Origin of the sequence: Arcicella rosea (assembly GCF_040543805.1) — a bacterium.
In the GTDB taxonomy this organism is placed as follows: domain Bacteria; phylum Bacteroidota; class Bacteroidia; order Cytophagales; family Spirosomataceae; genus Arcicella; species Arcicella rosea.
In genome coordinates this window covers 205,163-222,973 of record NZ_JBEUMS010000011.1, presented here as the reverse complement: position 1 = coordinate 222,973, position 17,811 = coordinate 205,163, and the positions used below count along the sequence as shown (strand labels likewise).

The following is a 17,811-nucleotide window of genomic DNA, read 5'->3' as shown; positions in this document are numbered from 1 at the left end:
GAAGAAACTAAAGTTGTATTAAAAGAAGATTCGCTCGATAAAGACATTGTGCTAAAGGTTAGCTAATACTGTCAAGCTTTTTTAGGATGAGACAGTGAAGTACTCAAATAATGTTGAAAGTGAGGAAAGGAATCTTGTAAAGCACTCAAATTAAACTCGAAAAGCATCAATGACTATTATAGATTTATCATAAGATAAAATTATAGTACCGTTTAATAAGTTTTTAAAAATGAATAGGGAATTTGAAGGGATTTTGGTAGGTTGCTTAGCAATAGTAAATAGCAATATAGATCATTCATGACTTTATTTTAATTGGAAATGTTTAATAACTAGATTATCTACTGCTACTATCCCCTTAAATTGGCAGTATTCAGTGAATTATGTATGAAATAAATTGTTTAGACCGTAATAAAATTTTGAAAAATGCCAGAATTAGTAAGTAAATACAGGATTTTTCTTGCTTCTCCATCAGACTTAATGGAAGAAAGAGAGGCAATTGATGAGGTTGTGTCAGAACTGAACAATACCTATGGACTTTCTAATAACATTGTATTAGAATTGTTAAAATGGGAGAAAAACTCTGCTCCAGGTATTAGTTTAGATGGAATTCAAAGTATTATCAATACTGATATACCCAAATATGATTTATTTATTGGATTATTATGGATGAGATTTGGGACTCCGACAGAGTCTTTTGGTTCTGGGACAGAAGAGGAGTTTGAGATAGCATATAAGAGATATATCAGTAATGAAGAGCCCATACAAATACTTTTTTATTTCAAAAAATCACCTCCACAGTCACTAGATAATATAAATATAGAACAACTTTCAAAAGTTCGAGTTTTTAAAGAGAGTTTAAAAAGTAAAAATGTATTTACGTGGAATTTCAATTTGAAAGAAGAGCTAGAAAAATATTTGCGTACACATATTCCTTCAAGGATTAGTATCTTGGTAAGTAACTCAAAACTACCTGCTGCCTTAAAGGTTGAAAGTAATATAGAGTCGAAAAATTATGAAATCACTGAAGATGATGAGTTAGGAATTCTAGATTATCAAGAGATTATTGAAGTATCTTTCCATTCTTCAATGCAGGCAATTATTAGAATTTCAGAGGCAACGACTTGGATTGGTACTGAAATACACCAAAAGACTAATGAAATAGAAAGACTTGTTATTGATAATAGTAACAAGCCTATAGGTTTCAAAATACAAAGAAATTTGTATAAGCGGATTGCAAATATTATGGATGATTTTGCAATTAGAATAGAACCAGATATTTCTATATATAAAAGTAATTTTGAGCAAGGTATTGATTCATATTCTAAATTAGTAAATATTTATAAATCAGATTTTGGAAATAAAAATGATGAGGAAATAAAAGAAGCAAGTAATGCACTTGAGATTTTAATGCCTCAAATTGATTATGGCATTAAAAGTATGACTGCTTTTCTGGGAAGTATTGAAAATTTACCGAGAATGTCTAAAGAATTGAATAATGCAAAAAAAAATGCTGCTAATAAACTAAAGGAATTGATTAATAAACTAGAATTTAGTCAGTCAATAGCAATTGAATTGCATAAAAATATAAATCAGTAAATCCCCGCTAGTTCTAATGCCGTTGCTCGTGTCACAAGAGCAACAAGCAAGATTCAACTTTAGCAAATAGTCAAATACATCAATCAGAAAGCTTTGTTGACATTGAGGATTGGGTTGATAGATTAACATCAAGAATTGTCTTGAAATTTGATGAAGATACCGAACAACTGAATGATTTTATTACTGACTATTTGTTGATGATTTGAATAGCTTTTACAAATTTTGTAAGCTCTCTAAATCCCGAAGGGATGTCAGGATTATAGCAATGATTGAAATGTTGTTTACAGAACCCTGAAAGGGTGATATATTTGATGTGAATAAAGGTTATAAAGAGCTATTGTATCACCCCTTCGGGGTTTTGGTCTTTTACAATTTCCTTGGCTATCATCCTAACATCCCTTCGGGATTAACTTTATTAGATTCCTCGTTAGTTCAAGTGTTAAGCAAAGCGTCACTTGTACTTAGATACAATAAATTCTTTTGAAACTGAATTTTAAAAAGTCGGAGATGCCTAATTTAAGCCATAGGCTTGAATTAGGTAGGGATTACTTAAAATACACTAAAAAAAACTTTATAACTATGTCCTGCAACAGAAATTTACGCTACTTTTTAAGCCTATTTATGATAATTAGTCAAGTAGCAAAAGCACAAGAACATTTAGAGCCTGTAAATGGTTATTTAACTTCTTATAATTTTCAAAACGAGTCTTATTCTCTGAAACGAGTACATTTATTGGATGGATATGATGATCATCCTTTAGCAAGGGTATTTGTTTTAGCTTCATTTTCCCCAGAAAAAGTAATAAGTGTTGATAAGGTAAAAGATACTTACGTGCTTTCGACAAGAACCTTTACCAGACAATTAGAAACTATTAAGCAAAACAAAAATGCTAAAGTAGAAAGAATTGAATCTAAAAAAGAGATTGATAAGAAGTTAGCGATACTTTTAGGAGAAATCTTCTTTAGAGTAATCAACGAGACTAAATATCCTAAAGTCGAATATCGAATAATAAATGGCGAGGAAGCAATGCTTGTAGGAAGACATGGTTTTGATGGAGAAACATATATTTTTTCAACTTTCCAAAATGGGTTTGGAACAAGGGCAGGACAAATTTGGTCGCCAGATAGTGGTACAGCTATGGCTGAACTTGTAGCTTTCTCAGTAGAGATGGAACAGGTAGTAACAGGAGCAAAAAGCGAATCAGAGCTTCTTGAAATAGCAGAAAAGTATTATGCAAAAGTGAAAAAGTAAATCTTTGCCGTTGCTCGTGTCGCACGAGCAACAAGCGTGGGAATTTATTTAATACACGGCTTGGAAAGCCGTGCTACTATTTTATTTCTTTTACTTCACTCAGTACAGAAACGCCATTTTCATTGAATGCTTCGATAGCACAGAAATACTTTTGTCCGACCGTCAACGCTCTTAACTCTAAACTACTGGGAGCATCAGCCCAAATCTGATACGTTTGGTATAATTTATCTGGAGCAATTCCCCACAAAATATTATAGCCAATAGCATTAGAAGATTTTTCCCAAGTAATATCAGCATTGCGAGTATCCACTTGACGTTTTACACTTAATTGCTTCGGCGTTTGTGGAGCTTTGCCTGTTCCATTTCCAAAAATACGAATATCACTTACTGCCAAATTTGGCATTGGTACATGAATATTTTCATACTTGATATAGCGAGCTTTTATCGCTTGAGGCAATTCTACATAAGCATTGGGGCGGTCACGTTTAGGTTCATTGCTATTATCGTAAATCAATTGCCAATTTTTATTGTCATTTGAAGCATAAAACTTGAATTGAGCAAATACACGTTCTTCGTTACTATCAAAAATATCAGATTTGTAATCGGTAAAATTTACTTGTAAAGCTTTTACGTCCTGTACACTTTGTAAATCAACCGTTAGCCATTCGCCTGCTTTGTTGGTATTGGCGACCCAGAAAGAGCGAGGATTTTCGTCGGTGACTTTATTCGCCACTAAAGTATCTCGTACAGAGGAAGCCGTGCAAGGTTTTTTATAAGAAAGTAACATCCAACCCGTAAATAATTCGTCTTTTTGAGTCCATTTTTTAGTAGGCAAGAAATGTGGAAAATCACCAAAACGAGTATTGGCAAACATCTGATTGTCGGTATCGAAACCAGTAGGAAACATAGCTACTCTTCTTTCAAAATTCCAGTTGACAGCAATCCAAGGCGTACCAGTATTCCAGTAATTCCCATAATTATCTTGAAAAGTATTACCATGACCAGCCCCCGTCAGGAATCCCCCAGGTTTATAAGAAATCGGATTATAAGGAGCATAAGTAAAAGGTCCGAGGGGATTATCGCCAATATAAGTACCGTTGGCATAAACATTATACTCTGTGCCGGGAGCACCATATTGAAGGAAATACTTACCCTTGTGTTTGGTCATCCAAGCACCTTCGGTAAAAGGTTTGATGGTATCTCGGTGGTCACGACCGAAACGTTCCCAACCATGATTTTTAGGGTCGAGGTAAATTAAACCTTTGTAAGTAGAAGCATAAGTAAGGTTTCGTTTTTTATCTAATTCCGCTCCAAAAATGGGATACACATTCGATGAACCCCAATACATATACCATTTATCTAATTCTTCATCATAAAACAAAGCAGGATCCCAAGGACCAATGTACTGAGGCAAACGAGGCAACCAACGGTTATAGAATTGTAATTTACCTTTTTCGGGTTCGGTGCTGAATAAAATCGGACGTTGTTCAAAAGTAGATTGAAACAAGTACAAAGTATCTCGAACCGACAGAGCGGCTGGGGCACACATATCTTCCATCGGCCACATACTTGGCTTGATATAATCCCAATTAATCAAATCCTTTGAATGCCAATAACCGCCCGAAATAGTGACAAAAAGGTAATATTCATTTTTGTGATTGATAATAACAGGATCTGCACCCGAACGATAGGAAATCTTTTCATTTAATTGCTCAAAATTGTAACGATAACCAATATCGACGGGATTGCAATATGTTTTTTGATTAGGGTTTTGGGCAAGAATTGAAAAGTAAAACGTACAAGAAACCAGTACAAGTAAAATCTTTTTCATATATGTTTTTGATTGAATTTGGAAGCAAAATAAAGAAGAAAAAACTTCTTTATTTTTCAATAAATTAAGGAATAGAAAGCGGGGGATTATCCTTGTTTGTTCTGAGTATTTTTGTAAATTTCACAAAACAATAATAGATTAACTTACCTATATTCATTCGACCTAGAAAACATGGAAAAGAAAAACGCCAAACAAGAAGGGAATCAATACGATAAAATAGTAAAAGAAAATATTGACAGTATTATTCCAGCTTTAATGAACAACATATTAGGTTTTAAAGTAAAAGATGCAACTGTTATCAAAGAAAAAATTCAGCAAACAAAAGAGAAAGAAGCAGATGCACTAAGAATAATTACGGCTCCGAATGGTGAGAAATTTATTTTACATTTAGAGTTTCAAGTGGATGATTACCCTAAAATGATTTACAGAATGGCTGATTATTGGATTTTACTCAAATCAAAATATCATCTACCAGTACGCCAGTTTGTAATATTCATGGGAAATAAAGAGCCGAAAATGAAGAATGTGTTGTCAGAAGATGCCAATTATTTCCAGTTTCAGCTAATTAATATTGGGCAATTTAACTACTTGAGATTCTTGATGTCAGATAATCCGGAAGAGATAATTTTATCAATTCTTAGTGATTTTGGAGAAGAGAAGATAGAAAATGCACTCAGTCAAATTATTTCACGCCTTGAAGAAACGACTTCCAATCAATTAACGTTCCAGAAATATCTAAGACAGTTGCGAGTTTTATCGAAACTTCGTAAATTAACTCTAAAATTTGACGATATGATACATAACATGGCAAAATACATTGATGCAGAGAATGATTATCTTTACATCAGAGGCAAACAAGAAGAGCAAGTGATTGTTGTAGGAAACTTATTAACACAAACCGATTTTGATGTTGAGAAAATTGCTAACATCGCCAATGTCTCAATTGATTTTGTGAAGAATATTCAAGAAAAACAAAAAAATAAGTCATAAGTTACGAAAGTACTTATGACTTATCTTTTAAATAGCTTCTAAAAACTCTTCTATACAAGCATATACATAGCTTAAATCTTCTTCGCTGATGCAGTAAGGCGTTAGTAAGTAAATTACATTTCCGAGCGGTCGCATCAAAATTCCCTTTTCCAGAAAGAAATTGTAGGCAATGTCTCGCATATTGCTAAAGTATGAAGTGCCTTCTGCTACTTTAATTTCAATCGCCAAAATCGTACCTTTCAGTCTAATATCTTCAATTTTATGTTGGTAGGATGTGGATAGTTTCTGACTAAAACCGCTATGCAAAGTATTGATTTGTTGAATTTGTGCTTGTGTTTCATCGCTCAATAACAAATCTAAACTTGCCAAACCAGCCGTACAAGCCAATGGATTGGCAGTAAATGAATGACTATGAAAAAGTGTTTTTCGTCTATCATCCGAAAGAAACGCATCATAAATCGCTTGCGTACAAGAAGTAACGCCCAAAGCCATTGCGCCGCCAGTTAATCCTTTTGAAAGACAAAAAATATCTGGTTTTACCGTTAAGTAATCGGTCGCAAACATTTTACCTGTGCGATAAAAACCTGTCATAATTTCGTCGGCAATTGTCAAAATTCCATTTTCTTTCGCTATCGTTAATAATTTTTCCAGAATTTCAGGTTCGTACATGACCATTCCACCCGCACCTTGAATCAATGGTTCGAAGATAAAAGCAGCAATTTCATCAGCCTGATTCATCAGTGCTTTCATCGTTTCCAATACTTCTGTTTCTTGACCTTTCAGAGGAATTGGTAAATAAATTACTTCAAATAGAAAAGGGTCGAAAGGAGCAGTAAAAGCACTTTTTGCTCCAACTGCCATCGTTCCGAAAGTATCGCCATGATAACCATTTTCAAGCGCAATGATTTTTGTTTTCTTAGTAATTCCTTGATTATGAAAATACTGAAAAGCCATTTTCATCGCCACTTCTACCGAAGTAGAACCATTATCAGAATAAAAAATTCTTTGTTGATTATCTGGTAAAAGTTCTAACAGTCGTTCAGCTAAACGCACAGCGGGTTCATGCGTAAATCCTGCAAAAATTACTTGTTCTAATTTCAGAAATTGTTCAGCGACTTTTTGGGCAATGTAAGGATGCGAATGTCCGTGTAAATTCACCCACCAAGAAGCAATGGCATCAATGTACTTTTTGCCATTTTCATCAAAGAGATAAACGCCTTCAGCACGCACAATTGGAATGGAAAAAGGAGCAGTTTGATGTTGGGTAAAAGGATGCCAAAGTACTTTAGCATCTCTTTCACTCAAATTACTGATAACGGGATTTTGTATGTTTTCAACTGGATATTCCAGATGTGCATCAATTACGAAGTGTTTTTCTGAAGTGTTCTGCATATTTTTTTACGGTTTCTTGAGCAATGTTTGATTCTTGAGCTACTTTTCCTAGCAATTTTACTTGCGTATAATTCAAGATATACTCCTCAGAAGATGGATTACTTTCACCATTAAAAATAATTCCTTTGATGTCGATATTGTTACTTTTTAGTATTGCTATTGAAAGCAAAGTGTGATTGATGCTTCCTAGATAATTTTTTGAAACTAAAATAACGGGAAGTGCTAATTGCTTAATCAAATCAAGATTGGTTGATTTTTCATTTAAAGGAACCATCAAACCACCTGCTAATTCTACAATTAAGTTGTTGTTTGTAACTGGTAATTCAAATTTAGATAATTCAATTTCAACGCCATCTATCGCCGCTGCTGCATGTGGAGAAAGTGGTTCGTTTAAACGATATGCTTCTGGATGAAAAACCGTTTTTGAATTAGTAATTAAATGTTGGACTGTATTGGTATCGGTGAAATCTAAAGCACCAGATTGAATGGGTTTCCAATAATCGGCTTCGAGACTTTCGGTTAAAATACTTGAAATAAAAGTTTTACCGATTTCGGTCCCGATTCCTGCTATGATATATTGTTGTTTCATGAATAAATACTTCAATTTATAATTTGTTCAATACTTCGAAAATCTGTAAAATTTCTGCTTCTGTATTAAAATCATGCAGACAAATTCTTAAACGTTCTTTGCCTTTTGGCACAGTTGGCGAAACGATTGGACGGATGTCTAAACCTTTTGCTTGTAAAGTACTCGCCACGGCTCTACAGTTTTCGTTTCCAGGAATTAGAATACATTGAATAGCAGAAGTACTTTCGATTAAATCAATTGCTGGATTTAGGCTTGCTTGTTTTTGAAAAAATTGAATTAGATGATGTAAGTTTTGATTAGAAAAATTATTGGATTGCATCAAATCATAAGCACATTTTACACTGATATGACTATGAATTGGTGCGGCAGTGGTATAAATAAAAGCCCTAGCAAAATTGATTAGATAATTTCTCAAAGAATTACTTCCTAAAACAATTGCTCCGTGACAGCCCAAGGCTTTACCAAAAGTAATTACTCTGGCAAAAACTTTATTTTCCAAATTCAATTCATTGACTAAGCCTTCGCCATGTTTCCCGAAAACGCCTGTAGCATGTGCTTCATCGACAATCAAATTGGCACCAAATTGTGAACAAAGATTACTGATTTCTACAAGAGGAGCGAGGTCGCCATCCATCGAATAAACCGATTCAATCGCTACAAATACTTGAATGTTTTTTAAAGCAGGATTACTTGATTTATCTTCTTCAATTTTTGTCAACTTTTTAGCTAAATCTTCAACATCATTATGTTTGAATTTATAACGAGTAGCGTAGCTTAATCTTGCGCCATCAATCATGCTGGCGTGAATCAGCTCGTCGGTAATCAATACATCATTTTTTTGTGGAATCGACGAGAGTAAGCCAACGTTAGCATCATAACCTGAATTGAAAATTAATCCTGCTGTTGCTTTGTGGAAATGGGCAATTTGATTTTCTAAATGTTCCACAAATGCAGTATTTCCCGCCAATAACCTTGAACCAGTAGCACCTGTTGGAAAATTTCCATCCATAGTTTGCTGATGAATGGCAGTTTTGAGTTTTTCAGATTGGGCAAAACCCAAGTAATCATTCGAACAAAAATCGATTAAATTTTCTGTAGTACGAAGTGAGCGAAAAAGAGATTGGGCTTTTCTTTCTTCAAGAATGCTTTCGATACGTGTTGCTAAAGTATTCACTAAGCGATTTGTTTGTTTCTGCAAAGATAGTTACAAAAGCTTTAAGCCTTCATTCTTTTGAGGTTTGATATAATTTTGAAATTTTTTTAAGAATTTTTAAGAAAACACTTGACATCATACCACTTTTTTATCTAACTTCGCAGTTAATAGGTGTAGAACTATTTACTAAGATTGCCCAGATGGTTTCCGTCTGGGCAACTTTTTTGTCTAAGGTTTTGAAAAAATAAAGGATAACAACAAAAAAAGCCATGATAATTGAATTTATCATGGCTTTTTGATTTTTTACTCGTTTGAGTGTTGAAGTATATCAAGTCAAACTTTTAAGTATTTTTAACGTTTTTAGAAAAAAATCAGAAAAAAAATCTTGAAATTAATTCTTCGCACCTTGTACTGCTCCAGCTTTTTGTTGTTGCTGCATTGGGTTTGGTGCAACTTGGCGTTGGGCTTTGAATACTTGGAAACGACTTGGTTGTTCTGGCTCTCTTGGGAAAACATTGTCTTCTGTTTCGATGTCAGCAATTTCCAAGAATGGGTCTAATGTCCATTTCGCTACTTTTTTATCTGTAGGAATTACTTTCTTAATTTCCTTGTCATTCAAACGCCAGATTTCAGCAGGGTATCTAAATACTTCTTCAGTTCCGTCTTCATAATTTGCTTTTACAATTACTGGCATTGGCAAACCTCCTTTGTTTTTAACATTCAATACATAGAAGTTTTTGTTTGAATTTACCAATTTCTTTTCATCATCTGAAAGCGATGCCATTGTTTGTTCAAATTTCTTTTTGTCAGCTTCAGAAGTAGCATAACGGTCATAAGAATTATAGAAATCTCTCATGTCAGGATTTTCTTCAACAACCGTTTTAGGAATATCCGTTTTGTTACGAATGTTACTCATCGTTTGGCGTTTTGCTTCTGCATCTTTTTTCGCTGCTTCATTTTTAGCCAAAGGATCAACATTATCAATTCCAAACCATTCCACTGTTTCAAGTGTTTGGTTTACTGGTTCAACACCGTAGAACCAACCTTTCCAGAACCAATCTAAATCAACACCTGAAGCATCTTCCATCGTACGGAAGAAATCAGCAGGATAAGGTTGTTTGAAAGCCCAACGACGAGCGTACTCTTTGAAAGCATGGTCAAATAAGTCACGACCCATAACGGTTTCACGAAGAATATTCAACGCTGTTGCTGGTTTTGCATAAGCATTCGGTCCAAAAGCCATGATATTTTCTGAATTTGTCATGATTGGTACTTGTTGCGTTGGGTCAGTTTTCATGTAAGGAACAATGTACTGCGCTTCGCCACGACGAGAAGGGAAATTTCTGTCCCATTCTTGTTCGGCTAAATATTGACAGAAAGTATTCAAACCTTCGTCCATCCACGACCATTGACGTTCGTCTGAGTTAATAATCATCGGGAAGAAGTTATGACCCACTTCGTGAATAATTACACCAATCATACCCGCTTTTACTTGTTCAGAATAAGTACCATCAGCTTCTGGACGACCACCGTTGAATGAAATCATTGGATACTCCATACCGCCACCCGAAGTAGAATGACAAGAATAAGCTACAGGATAAGGATACGCTACTGTATGTTTTGAATACGAACGAAGTGTATGAGCAACCACCATCGTAGAGTATTGTCCCCAAAGTGGATTTCCTTCTTTTGGATATAAAGACATCGCCCAAACTTTTTTGCCTTCAACATCTACTTGCATGGCATCCCAAATAAATTTACGAGAACTTGCAAAAGCAAAGTCACGCACATTGTCAGCTTTGAAAATCCAAGTTTTCTTGCCTGTTGGTTTGCCTTTTTCAGCCTTTTCAGCTTCTTCTTGAGAAACAATTAACACTGGACGAGTAGCAGTTTTTGCTTTTTCTAAACGTTTTAATTGTTCAGCAGAAAGTACTTGTGATGGGTTTTGTAATTCACCCGATGCACCAACTACGTGGTCGTTTGGTACAGTTAAAGCCACTTTATAGTTTCCGAAAGTAAGGGTAAATTCACCTTGACCTAAAAACTGTTTGTGTTGCCAGCCGTAAACGTCGTTGTAAACCGCCATGCGTGGAAACCAGTGAGCGATGAAGTAATTTACATTACCATCTTTAGCAAAGAACTCATAGCCTGAACGACCGTAGTATTCTGTGATTAAATAATTCCAGTCGATAGAGAACGAAACCGAAGCACCTGATTTTAAAGGGGCAGGTAAATCAATTCTCATCATTGTATGGTTAATTGTATGCTTCAAAGGGTTTCCTTTGGCATCTTTCACCGATAAAATATTGTAACCGTACTGTTTGGTATCAGTTAAATCTTTGAATTGCTGAAAAGAAGCTTGACCTGAAATGCCACCAGTTTTAGAAGTAGCACCAATGGCATCTTTCTGAAATAAATTTTGGTCTAATTGTAACCATAAATAAGGTAATTCATCAGGCGATTGGTTGAAATACGTAATGGTTTCAGTACCTGTGATTTTGCGTTCAACATCATCCAATTCTGCTTTGATGTCATAATCAGCACGTTGTTGCCAATATTCTTTTCCGGGGCTACCCGAAGCAGTACGATAAGTGTTTGGAGTCGGCAAAATTGTTTCTAACTGTTCAAAACGTTTGTTGCCATTGTAAGGATTGGTGGTGGGTGCTTGCTGAGCCGTTGCTATTTGGGAACAAGTAGCAACCAACAAACCAGTAATGAGCTTTAAGCTACCTCTCATGTTGATTTTTAGATTGAAGTGAATAGATTTACTGTACGAATTTAATTAAATTTAATGAAACAAATCTCTTTGACGTTAAGTTATCAATCAAAATTAGCTTCAATCACTTTAAAAATTTTGTTTATGGCACACGCAAATGCAGCATTAATCAATGCTCTTCGTAGAACGGCTGAGAAGTTGGCGAAGGGTGCAGCTTATCAATGGGGACACATGGGCAGTTGTAATTGTGGTAATTTAGCCCAAGAACTTACACAATTGACTAAAGCCGAAATCCATCAATTTGCTATGCAAGGGCGTGGCGATTGGCGTGAACAAGTGGAGGAGTTTTGCCCAACAAGTGGTTTGCCTATGGATTTACTTATCGCCGATTTATTGAATTATGGTTTAACTACGACGGATTTACAAAACCTAGAACGTCTCTCTGATAAAAAAGTTTTGGCTAGAATTCCTGTTGAAAAGCGTTATGAATTACAACACAACGTTCGCAATGATGTTATTCTTTATATGAACGAATGGGCTAGATTGCTAGAAGAAGAACTATTGCCACATGTAAAAATAGATTTATCTTTTATGAATGAAGAATCTGAGGAGGTTTTGCTCAATCAAGAAGAAACATTTCAATTAGCTTAATATCAAATTTACAAACATAATAGCTCGGTGAATGCCGAGCTATTATTGTTATAAGTATGTTCAGAAGTTAAATTATAAATCTTTTGCACGATTAGGATAATCGGTAATTAAACCGTCAACTCCAGTAGCTTTTATTTTTTTCATGTCTTCTAAAGTGTTGACCGTCCAAGGTACCACTTTTACATTTTTATCATGGCAAAATTGTACTTGTTCTTTGGTGAGTGTTTTGTAATATGGACTGTAAAAACTTGGTAAAAAGCCTAATTCTTCAAAAGCTTTTTCTGGATTTGTCTTTTCGTCCAAAGCAGAAAGGGCAATGTTTTTATATTGTTTGGTTTCAATCTGTTTGTGCCAAAATTTTAACACATTAAAATCAAAACTTTGTAAAATAACGCTGTTGGCGGGTAAGTATTTAATGATTTCTCGATAAACCAAATCAGAAAATTCTTCAACTGTTTCAGGTTGAGAAATTCCATACTCTTTTTCTTCTGATTTAATTTCAATATTATATTGAACGGCTTTTAAGCCTTTTTCTTTGATATAAGCTTCGCAGGCTTTAATCGTTTCCGATAATAAAGGTTTGTGCGTTGCTACTTTTTCTTGTTCAGGAAATAAGACATTCCCACGTTTCCCCGTATCAAACTGCTTGATTTGGCGGTAAGTCATTTGATACAAATTCAAGCTTGCTTCTTCGGCTTTTGTTACTTCCGTGCCGTTAGGTTTGGTAGCGTACAAAGCATTCATATAAGGTTCGTGCGAAACCACAACCTTTTTATCTTTAGAAATACAAACGTCCATTTCTAAAGTAGTAACACCCAAATCCAAAGCTTTTTTGAAAGCTGGAATGGTATTTTCGGGCATTAAACCTCTTGCACCACGATGTCCTTCAAGGTCGAAACTTTGAGCAAACATTTGTGTGTAAGCAAGTACACAACATATCGTTAAAATGTATTTTTTCATCAGTCTGTTGAAAAGGTAAATTATTGATGTTTTAAGAAAACAAAAGTAATTTACTTTATATCCTGATTATTCAAATGCAAGTTATGATTGTATTAAAACACAATCGAAGAAATTAGTTACGAGCAAAGGAATGATATTTAATCGTTACTCTATAACCTTTTTTGTCGGGCAATACTTCTGATTTATCTAAAACAACTTGATGATTGCCTGCATCAATAAAGTTGGCTGCTCTTTCTATTGCTTTGATTAAATCGTAAGAAGTAAAAAGTTTTGTTTTCGTTTTCATGACCTTGGAATCTGTTCTTTTGCAAGAAGTTTATGGATTGATTAAAATAATTACTGTTAAAATCTTTTATTATTCTACGAAATCTAAATATCCCTTCAATTCCTTTTCCGCTAAGATTTCTTCTGAAAACTTATCAAATAAACATTTTACGATTAAAAAAAGTATTCGTTTTGAATATTTGACTAAATTTTATATTTTTACAAAACATATTCGTTTTGATTTGATGAATAAATTTACTCAAAATAAAAATTAAAAACCAAATTTATGGATACTTTTTTTAGTCAAAATCTACAATTTTTACGCAAAAGCCTTGAAGGTAAGGTTTCACAGGAGAAAATGGCTGATGAATTAATGATTAAAAAGTCAACTTTGGGTTCTTATGAAAGCGGAAGAGCTGAACCTCGCTACACCGATTTAGTAAAATTGTCGGAATATTTTAATGTAAGTACTGATGAACTACTAAAGACAGACCTTTCAGTAAAAAGACCTGAACCCAAACAAGAAGAACGCCTAAGAATTTTAACTACTACGGTTAGCGTTGATAATGAAGACAATATAGAATATGTGCCTATCAAAGCCGTGGCTGGTTATGTAAATGGTTATGGCGATTTGGAGTACATCAGTAATTTGCCAGTTTTTAATGTGCCTTTTTTAGCGAAAGATAAAAAGTATAGGGTTTTTCCGATTCAAGGAGATTCTATGTTGCCTTTAAGAGAAGGTTCGTTGGTTTTTGCAGAATATGTAGAAAATTGGAAAGCCGTGAAAGATGGAACGGTTTGCGTGGTAGTTACTAGAAGTGAAGGAATTGTCCTTAAAAAAGTTTTTAATTATTTAGCTGAGATGAATGTGTTGGTGCTGAAATCAACCAATGAACATTATGCACCTTATCCAGTTTTAGGAGATGATATTCAAGAACTCTGGAAATTTGTGGGATATTATTCTTCAAAATATCCTTTATAAAGTAAATAAAATAGCGATTAATCTAAGCAGACTTCAAGGAGTCTGCTTTTTTTATTAAAAAAGTACTTAGTCGGTGAACTTATCTTTCTCTTGAAATGTATTGACATTAAATGTATATACATTAATATTTAAAAATGAAAAATATTATGAACCTAATTGAGACTTTAAACTGGCGTTATGCTACCAAAAGAATGACTGGCGAAGTTGTTCCACAAGATAAAATCAACAATATCCTAGAAGCCATTCGTTTGTCGGCTTCATCATTAGGATTACAACCTTTCAATGTGATTGTGATTGATAATCTAGCATTGAAAAGTAAAATTCAACCAGTAGCTTACAATCAACCTCAGATTGTAGAATCTTCACATTTATTGATTTTTGCGGCTTGGGAAAATGTTACCCAAGAAAAAATTGATGCTTATTTGAATCAAATTGCGGAAGAAAGAGGAGTGAGTCTTGAATCTTTAGCAGGTTTTAGAGGAAGCCTTGAAGGTTTATTAAAACGGAGCCAAGAAGATAATTATAACTGGGCGGCTCGTCAGGCTTATATCGCCTTAGGAACAGGTTTGATTGCCGCAGCAAACGAAGGTGTTGATGCTACACCGATGGAAGGTTTCAATCCAGCGGGAGTAGATGAATTATTAGGCTTAAAAGAAAAAGGCTTGAGAAGTGTTTCTTTCCTAACATTGGGCTACCGTGATGCGGAGAAAGACCATTTAGCATCAGCTAAAAAAGTAAGAAGAAGTGCCGAAGACTTTTATATTAATTTATAATTTTGTTGAAATCGCATTGTCCTTGATTGCTCAAAGACAATGCGATTTTTAATTATTCAGTCGCCTTTAGCGTAATACTTTTGTTGGTACTTTCAACATAATCAAACTTACTATCACTGGTAGTTTTTACTTTTTCTCCATTCACTAAGAATTGCTGAAATTTTCCTTTCGGGAGTGCAATCACAATTTTCCAATCAGTATTTTTCTGTTCGATTTTTAAGTTTAAAGATTTTCTCGGCTTTTCGTAATGAATTGAAATCTCATTATCGCCAACGCTCACGTTTTCTAAGCTTGCTTTATCCCAAGTAATGGGCATTTGTGGCTGAACAACAAACGTTTTCTCTGCCGCATTGGGTTGAATGCCAAAGAATTGCTGTACAATCGGTACGCCATAACTGTATAAATTCCAAGCCTGAGCTACCATACCATAATCGGGCGATACTTCATAGATAGAACCGGGCAAAGCAAAACTGAAAGATTTAGTCATACGATTTAAATAGCCCAAAGCTGCATCTGGGCGACCATAATTATTTTCTGAAATCGCCAAAACTCCAGTCGGCAAGGTCATTACTGCACCTGTATAAGTAAAGATTTTACGATTGAGCGAAGTAGGCATTTCGTCTTTCCCAGCAGTTTCATCACGGTCGATTCCTGTCACAAAAATACCGAATGGACTTACAAATTTACTGGCTGTATTTAAAGCGGTAATCGCTTTGTCGGCATCAGCAATACCCATTTCCATAGGCGTATTCACTACCCAATTGTGGTGCAAAACAAAGCCTTGTGAAGTACCAGCAGGTAAGGCTTCAATTTTATTTTTGGTTGCCTTCAATTCTTCTACTGCCCAAGGTTTCTTCAAAGTATCGGCTCTGATGATGGCATCGTCCACCAAATGCAAGGCTTGTTCTCTTGTTCCGATAAAGTCGGCAAAAGAATTGGCATCTGCGACCCAAAAATCTTTATTAATTTTCTGACGAATCAACAAGGCTTTTTCAGCGTACTCTTTCGCCAAAGTATTTTCGCCCATTACTTTTGCCATTTCAGCGGCATCGGCAAAAGCTTTTTGAGTATAAACTGCCACATCAATCATTTCAGAATTCATGCCGTGAATTTCCATCATGCCAAAACCGTCAGGAAATAAATTTCCATTCGCATCATTTTGGGTCATCAACCAATTCAAACCTTTTTTTATCGTTGGGAAGTATTTGGCTAAAAATTCTTTTTCGCCTGTCCATTGATATACTTTATAAATCAGCGAAGCAAATTGTGGCGTTTCATTGACGTTCCCATCATTAAAAACAGCTCCGTTGGTCGAAACTTCGTGAAGAATTTTTCCATTTCCACTGGTTTTTGTAGAAAGCTGATGAATCAAATCTATCGAACTATACACAATGTCTTTTCTACCTGTGGCGATTAAACCTTGCAAAGCGTACTCGCTATCCACACCAAACCACCACGGATAATCGGGCAAACCTGCCGAAATTCCACGACCAATTTCGGGTACATCACGAATTAACCAATCTGTATCGTACTTCACCCAACGAAAAGCTTGTTCAAGTTTTTTATCGGGAATCGTCAGACGAGTTTTTTGCTCAATACTTTCATAACGAGCCTGTTTTTCTGCCAATAATTTACTGGCATTGGCTTGCACAAAACGATAAGTATCTTTCATTTTTTGCGATGATTGATACGAACCTGCAATCGTGATAGGTAATGTTTGGGAACTGTTTGCCGGAATGGTAAAAGTAAATTTTAGTGCTGTCCGACAACCTTTTCCTTGTGGAGTATAATTACAATTAGCTTTTTCGTTTGAATTTACTTTTTCAGCATTCGCTCCACCAAACATTACAAACCAATCGTTAAGGGCATCTTTGGCGACCCAAGTTTTAGTACTTTCGTCCCAAGTAGCTTCGTCCTTTCCGTCAATCATGTTGGTTCTTTCTCCTAACCAAGTCGGACGTAAATCTGTGTAGCCTTCAAAAGTAAAAGTGAAAGTTTTACTGATTGCTTCGGTATTATGAAAAGTATATTCAATAACGGCAGCTTCTTGTCCGTCTGGCACAAACTGAAAACGTTCGACCGACAAACCTTTCATTGGTGATTGATAAGTAAGTTTGTTCGCAAAAGGGAAATTCACAAACTCATCGGCTTGCGACAAACAAACAGTATTTCCATTCTCGGAAATTGTGCCAGTAAAACCATCCATTAATTTTATCGGATGATTCCAAATGCCACCCATTTCGCCCGTAACGTGCCAACCTAAATCTGGGAATTGTCCGTTTTGATGTCCAATAACATAAAGTCTGTCACCCGCCGTCACGTAAGGAGAATTCAAATACTCTTCTCTTCCTTTGATACTTTCAACGTTTGAAAGAGATTTTTCTAAACTTAGATTGGAAACAGTTTTTTGAGTACAGTTACTCAAAAGAATTCCTAAAAAGGCATAACCAAGCGTCTGCAATGGTTTTTTGAAAGATTTCATAGATTGTTTTTTATAAAAATGGATTTTAAAAACTATTATTTATCCTTGAATGACAGATAATTCAGGGTATTTTTTAGTGTAAATAATAGAAAATTTGTGGACAAAATAAGGAAAAAAATACAAGGAAAATACCATCACTTGTAATGATTCATTTTAAAATGGTATTATTGTGTTTATCAAA

At 35.0% G+C, this 17,811-nt stretch carries 14 protein-coding genes; 6 read left to right on the top strand and 8 right to left on the bottom strand.

The annotated features are described in order from the left end of the window. Positions 1–423: 423 nt before the first annotated feature. Positions 424–1,596 (top strand): DUF4062 domain-containing protein, encoded by a 1,173-nt coding sequence (locus ABID42_RS15465; RefSeq protein WP_367284428.1) that lies wholly within the window; start codon positions 424–426, stop codon positions 1,594–1,596. Between the two features lie 507 nt (positions 1,597–2,103). Further along, positions 2,104–2,847, top strand: a complete 744-nt coding sequence (locus tag ABID42_RS15460; RefSeq protein WP_367284427.1) for a hypothetical protein — start codon at positions 2,104–2,106, stop codon at positions 2,845–2,847. A gap of 76 nt (positions 2,848–2,923) precedes the next feature. Here ABID42_RS15460 and ABID42_RS15455 read toward each other — a convergent pair whose 3' ends face one another. Next, a complete protein-coding gene (locus ABID42_RS15455) occupies positions 2,924–4,678 on the bottom strand; it encodes a family 43 glycosylhydrolase (RefSeq protein WP_367284426.1) in 1,755 nt (584 codons plus the stop codon). Positions 4,679–4,849: 171 nt separating this feature from the next. On the opposite strand from ABID42_RS15455, the gene ABID42_RS15450 reads away from it, so the two are divergent. Then, positions 4,850–5,668, top strand: a complete 819-nt coding sequence (locus tag ABID42_RS15450) for an RpnC/YadD family protein (protein WP_367284425.1) — start codon at positions 4,850–4,852, stop codon at positions 5,666–5,668. A 27-nt stretch (positions 5,669–5,695) separates the two neighbouring features. On the opposite strand, the gene bioA is transcribed toward ABID42_RS15450, so the two are convergent. From bioA to ABID42_RS15430, 4 genes are all read right to left on the bottom strand, one after another. Further along, entirely contained in the window at positions 5,696–7,060 is a 1,365-nt protein-coding gene (bioA, locus tag ABID42_RS15445; RefSeq protein WP_367284424.1) for an adenosylmethionine--8-amino-7-oxononanoate transaminase, read from the bottom strand. Further along, complete coding sequence (gene bioD / locus ABID42_RS15440) at positions 7,026–7,649, bottom strand: dethiobiotin synthase (RefSeq protein WP_367284423.1); 624 nt, start codon at positions 7,647–7,649, stop codon at positions 7,026–7,028. The genes bioA and bioD overlap by 35 nt, the downstream gene beginning before the upstream one ends. A gap of 16 nt (positions 7,650–7,665) precedes the next feature. Beyond that, positions 7,666–8,847: an aminotransferase class I/II-fold pyridoxal phosphate-dependent enzyme gene (locus ABID42_RS15435; protein WP_367284422.1), complete on the bottom strand. Its 1,182-nt coding sequence runs from the start codon at positions 8,845–8,847 to the stop codon at positions 7,666–7,668. A gap of 346 nt (positions 8,848–9,193) precedes the next feature. Further along, positions 9,194–11,539 (bottom strand): M1 family metallopeptidase, encoded by a 2,346-nt coding sequence (locus ABID42_RS15430; protein WP_367284421.1) that lies wholly within the window; start codon positions 11,537–11,539, stop codon positions 9,194–9,196. A 123-nt stretch (positions 11,540–11,662) separates the two neighbouring features. Here ABID42_RS15430 and ABID42_RS15425 point away from each other — a divergent pair, with 123 nt between their 5' ends. Next, positions 11,663–12,169, top strand: a complete 507-nt coding sequence (locus tag ABID42_RS15425) for a hypothetical protein (RefSeq protein WP_367284420.1) — start codon at positions 11,663–11,665, stop codon at positions 12,167–12,169. Positions 12,170–12,241: 72 nt separating this feature from the next. Here the strand turns inward: ABID42_RS15425 and ABID42_RS15420 are convergent, their stop codons facing one another. Both ABID42_RS15420 and ABID42_RS15415 read right to left on the bottom strand, forming a co-directional pair. Beyond that, positions 12,242–13,129, bottom strand: coding sequence for a glycerophosphodiester phosphodiesterase family protein (locus ABID42_RS15420; protein WP_367284419.1), 888 nt, complete (start codon positions 13,127–13,129; stop codon positions 12,242–12,244). 112 nt (positions 13,130–13,241) lie between these two features. Beyond that, positions 13,242–13,415, bottom strand: a complete 174-nt coding sequence (locus tag ABID42_RS15415; RefSeq protein WP_184132796.1) for a hypothetical protein — start codon at positions 13,413–13,415, stop codon at positions 13,242–13,244. A 264-nt stretch (positions 13,416–13,679) separates the two neighbouring features. On the opposite strand from ABID42_RS15415, the gene ABID42_RS15410 reads away from it, so the two are divergent. Together ABID42_RS15410 and ABID42_RS15405 are read left to right on the top strand one after the other, a co-directional pair. After that, entirely contained in the window at positions 13,680–14,375 is a 696-nt protein-coding gene (locus ABID42_RS15410) for an XRE family transcriptional regulator (RefSeq protein WP_323254909.1), read from the top strand. 134 nt (positions 14,376–14,509) lie between these two features. Then, positions 14,510–15,148 carry a nitroreductase family protein gene (locus ABID42_RS15405; RefSeq protein ID WP_367284418.1) on the top strand — a complete coding sequence of 213 codons (639 nt, stop codon included), beginning with the start codon at positions 14,510–14,512 and terminating at the stop codon, positions 15,146–15,148. A gap of 52 nt (positions 15,149–15,200) precedes the next feature. On the opposite strand, the gene ABID42_RS15400 is transcribed toward ABID42_RS15405, so the two are convergent. Then, complete coding sequence (locus ABID42_RS15400; protein ID WP_367284417.1) at positions 15,201–17,630, bottom strand: alpha-L-rhamnosidase-related protein; 2,430 nt, start codon at positions 17,628–17,630, stop codon at positions 15,201–15,203. Positions 17,631–17,811 lie beyond the last annotated feature (181 nt).

Bases quoted from the DNA above. Each gene is read 5' to 3' on its own strand.
- ABID42_RS15405 (WP_367284418.1), top strand. From the start codon at position 14,510: ATGAAAAATATTATGAACCTAATTGAGACTTTAAACTGGCGTTATGCT.
- ABID42_RS15410 (WP_323254909.1), top strand. From the start codon at position 13,680: ATGGATACTTTTTTTAGTCAAAATCTACAATTTTTACGCAAAAGCCTT.
- ABID42_RS15400 (WP_367284417.1), bottom strand. From the start codon at position 17,630: ATGAAATCTTTCAAAAAACCATTGCAGACGCTTGGTTATGCCTTTTTA.
- ABID42_RS15465 (WP_367284428.1), top strand. From the start codon at position 424: ATGCCAGAATTAGTAAGTAAATACAGGATTTTTCTTGCTTCTCCATCA.
- bioA (WP_367284424.1), bottom strand. From the start codon at position 7,060: ATGCAGAACACTTCAGAAAAACACTTCGTAATTGATGCACATCTGGAA.
- ABID42_RS15455 (WP_367284426.1), bottom strand. From the start codon at position 4,678: ATGAAAAAGATTTTACTTGTACTGGTTTCTTGTACGTTTTACTTTTCA.
- ABID42_RS15450 (WP_367284425.1), top strand. From the start codon at position 4,850: ATGGAAAAGAAAAACGCCAAACAAGAAGGGAATCAATACGATAAAATA.
- ABID42_RS15415 (WP_184132796.1), bottom strand. From the start codon at position 13,415: ATGAAAACGAAAACAAAACTTTTTACTTCTTACGATTTAATCAAAGCA.
- bioD (WP_367284423.1), bottom strand. From the start codon at position 7,649: ATGAAACAACAATATATCATAGCAGGAATCGGGACCGAAATCGGTAAA.
- ABID42_RS15430 (WP_367284421.1), bottom strand. From the start codon at position 11,539: ATGAGAGGTAGCTTAAAGCTCATTACTGGTTTGTTGGTTGCTACTTGT.
- ABID42_RS15420 (WP_367284419.1), bottom strand. From the start codon at position 13,129: ATGAAAAAATACATTTTAACGATATGTTGTGTACTTGCTTACACACAA.
- ABID42_RS15425 (WP_367284420.1), top strand. From the start codon at position 11,663: ATGGCACACGCAAATGCAGCATTAATCAATGCTCTTCGTAGAACGGCT.
- ABID42_RS15460 (WP_367284427.1), top strand. From the start codon at position 2,104: ATGCCTAATTTAAGCCATAGGCTTGAATTAGGTAGGGATTACTTAAAA.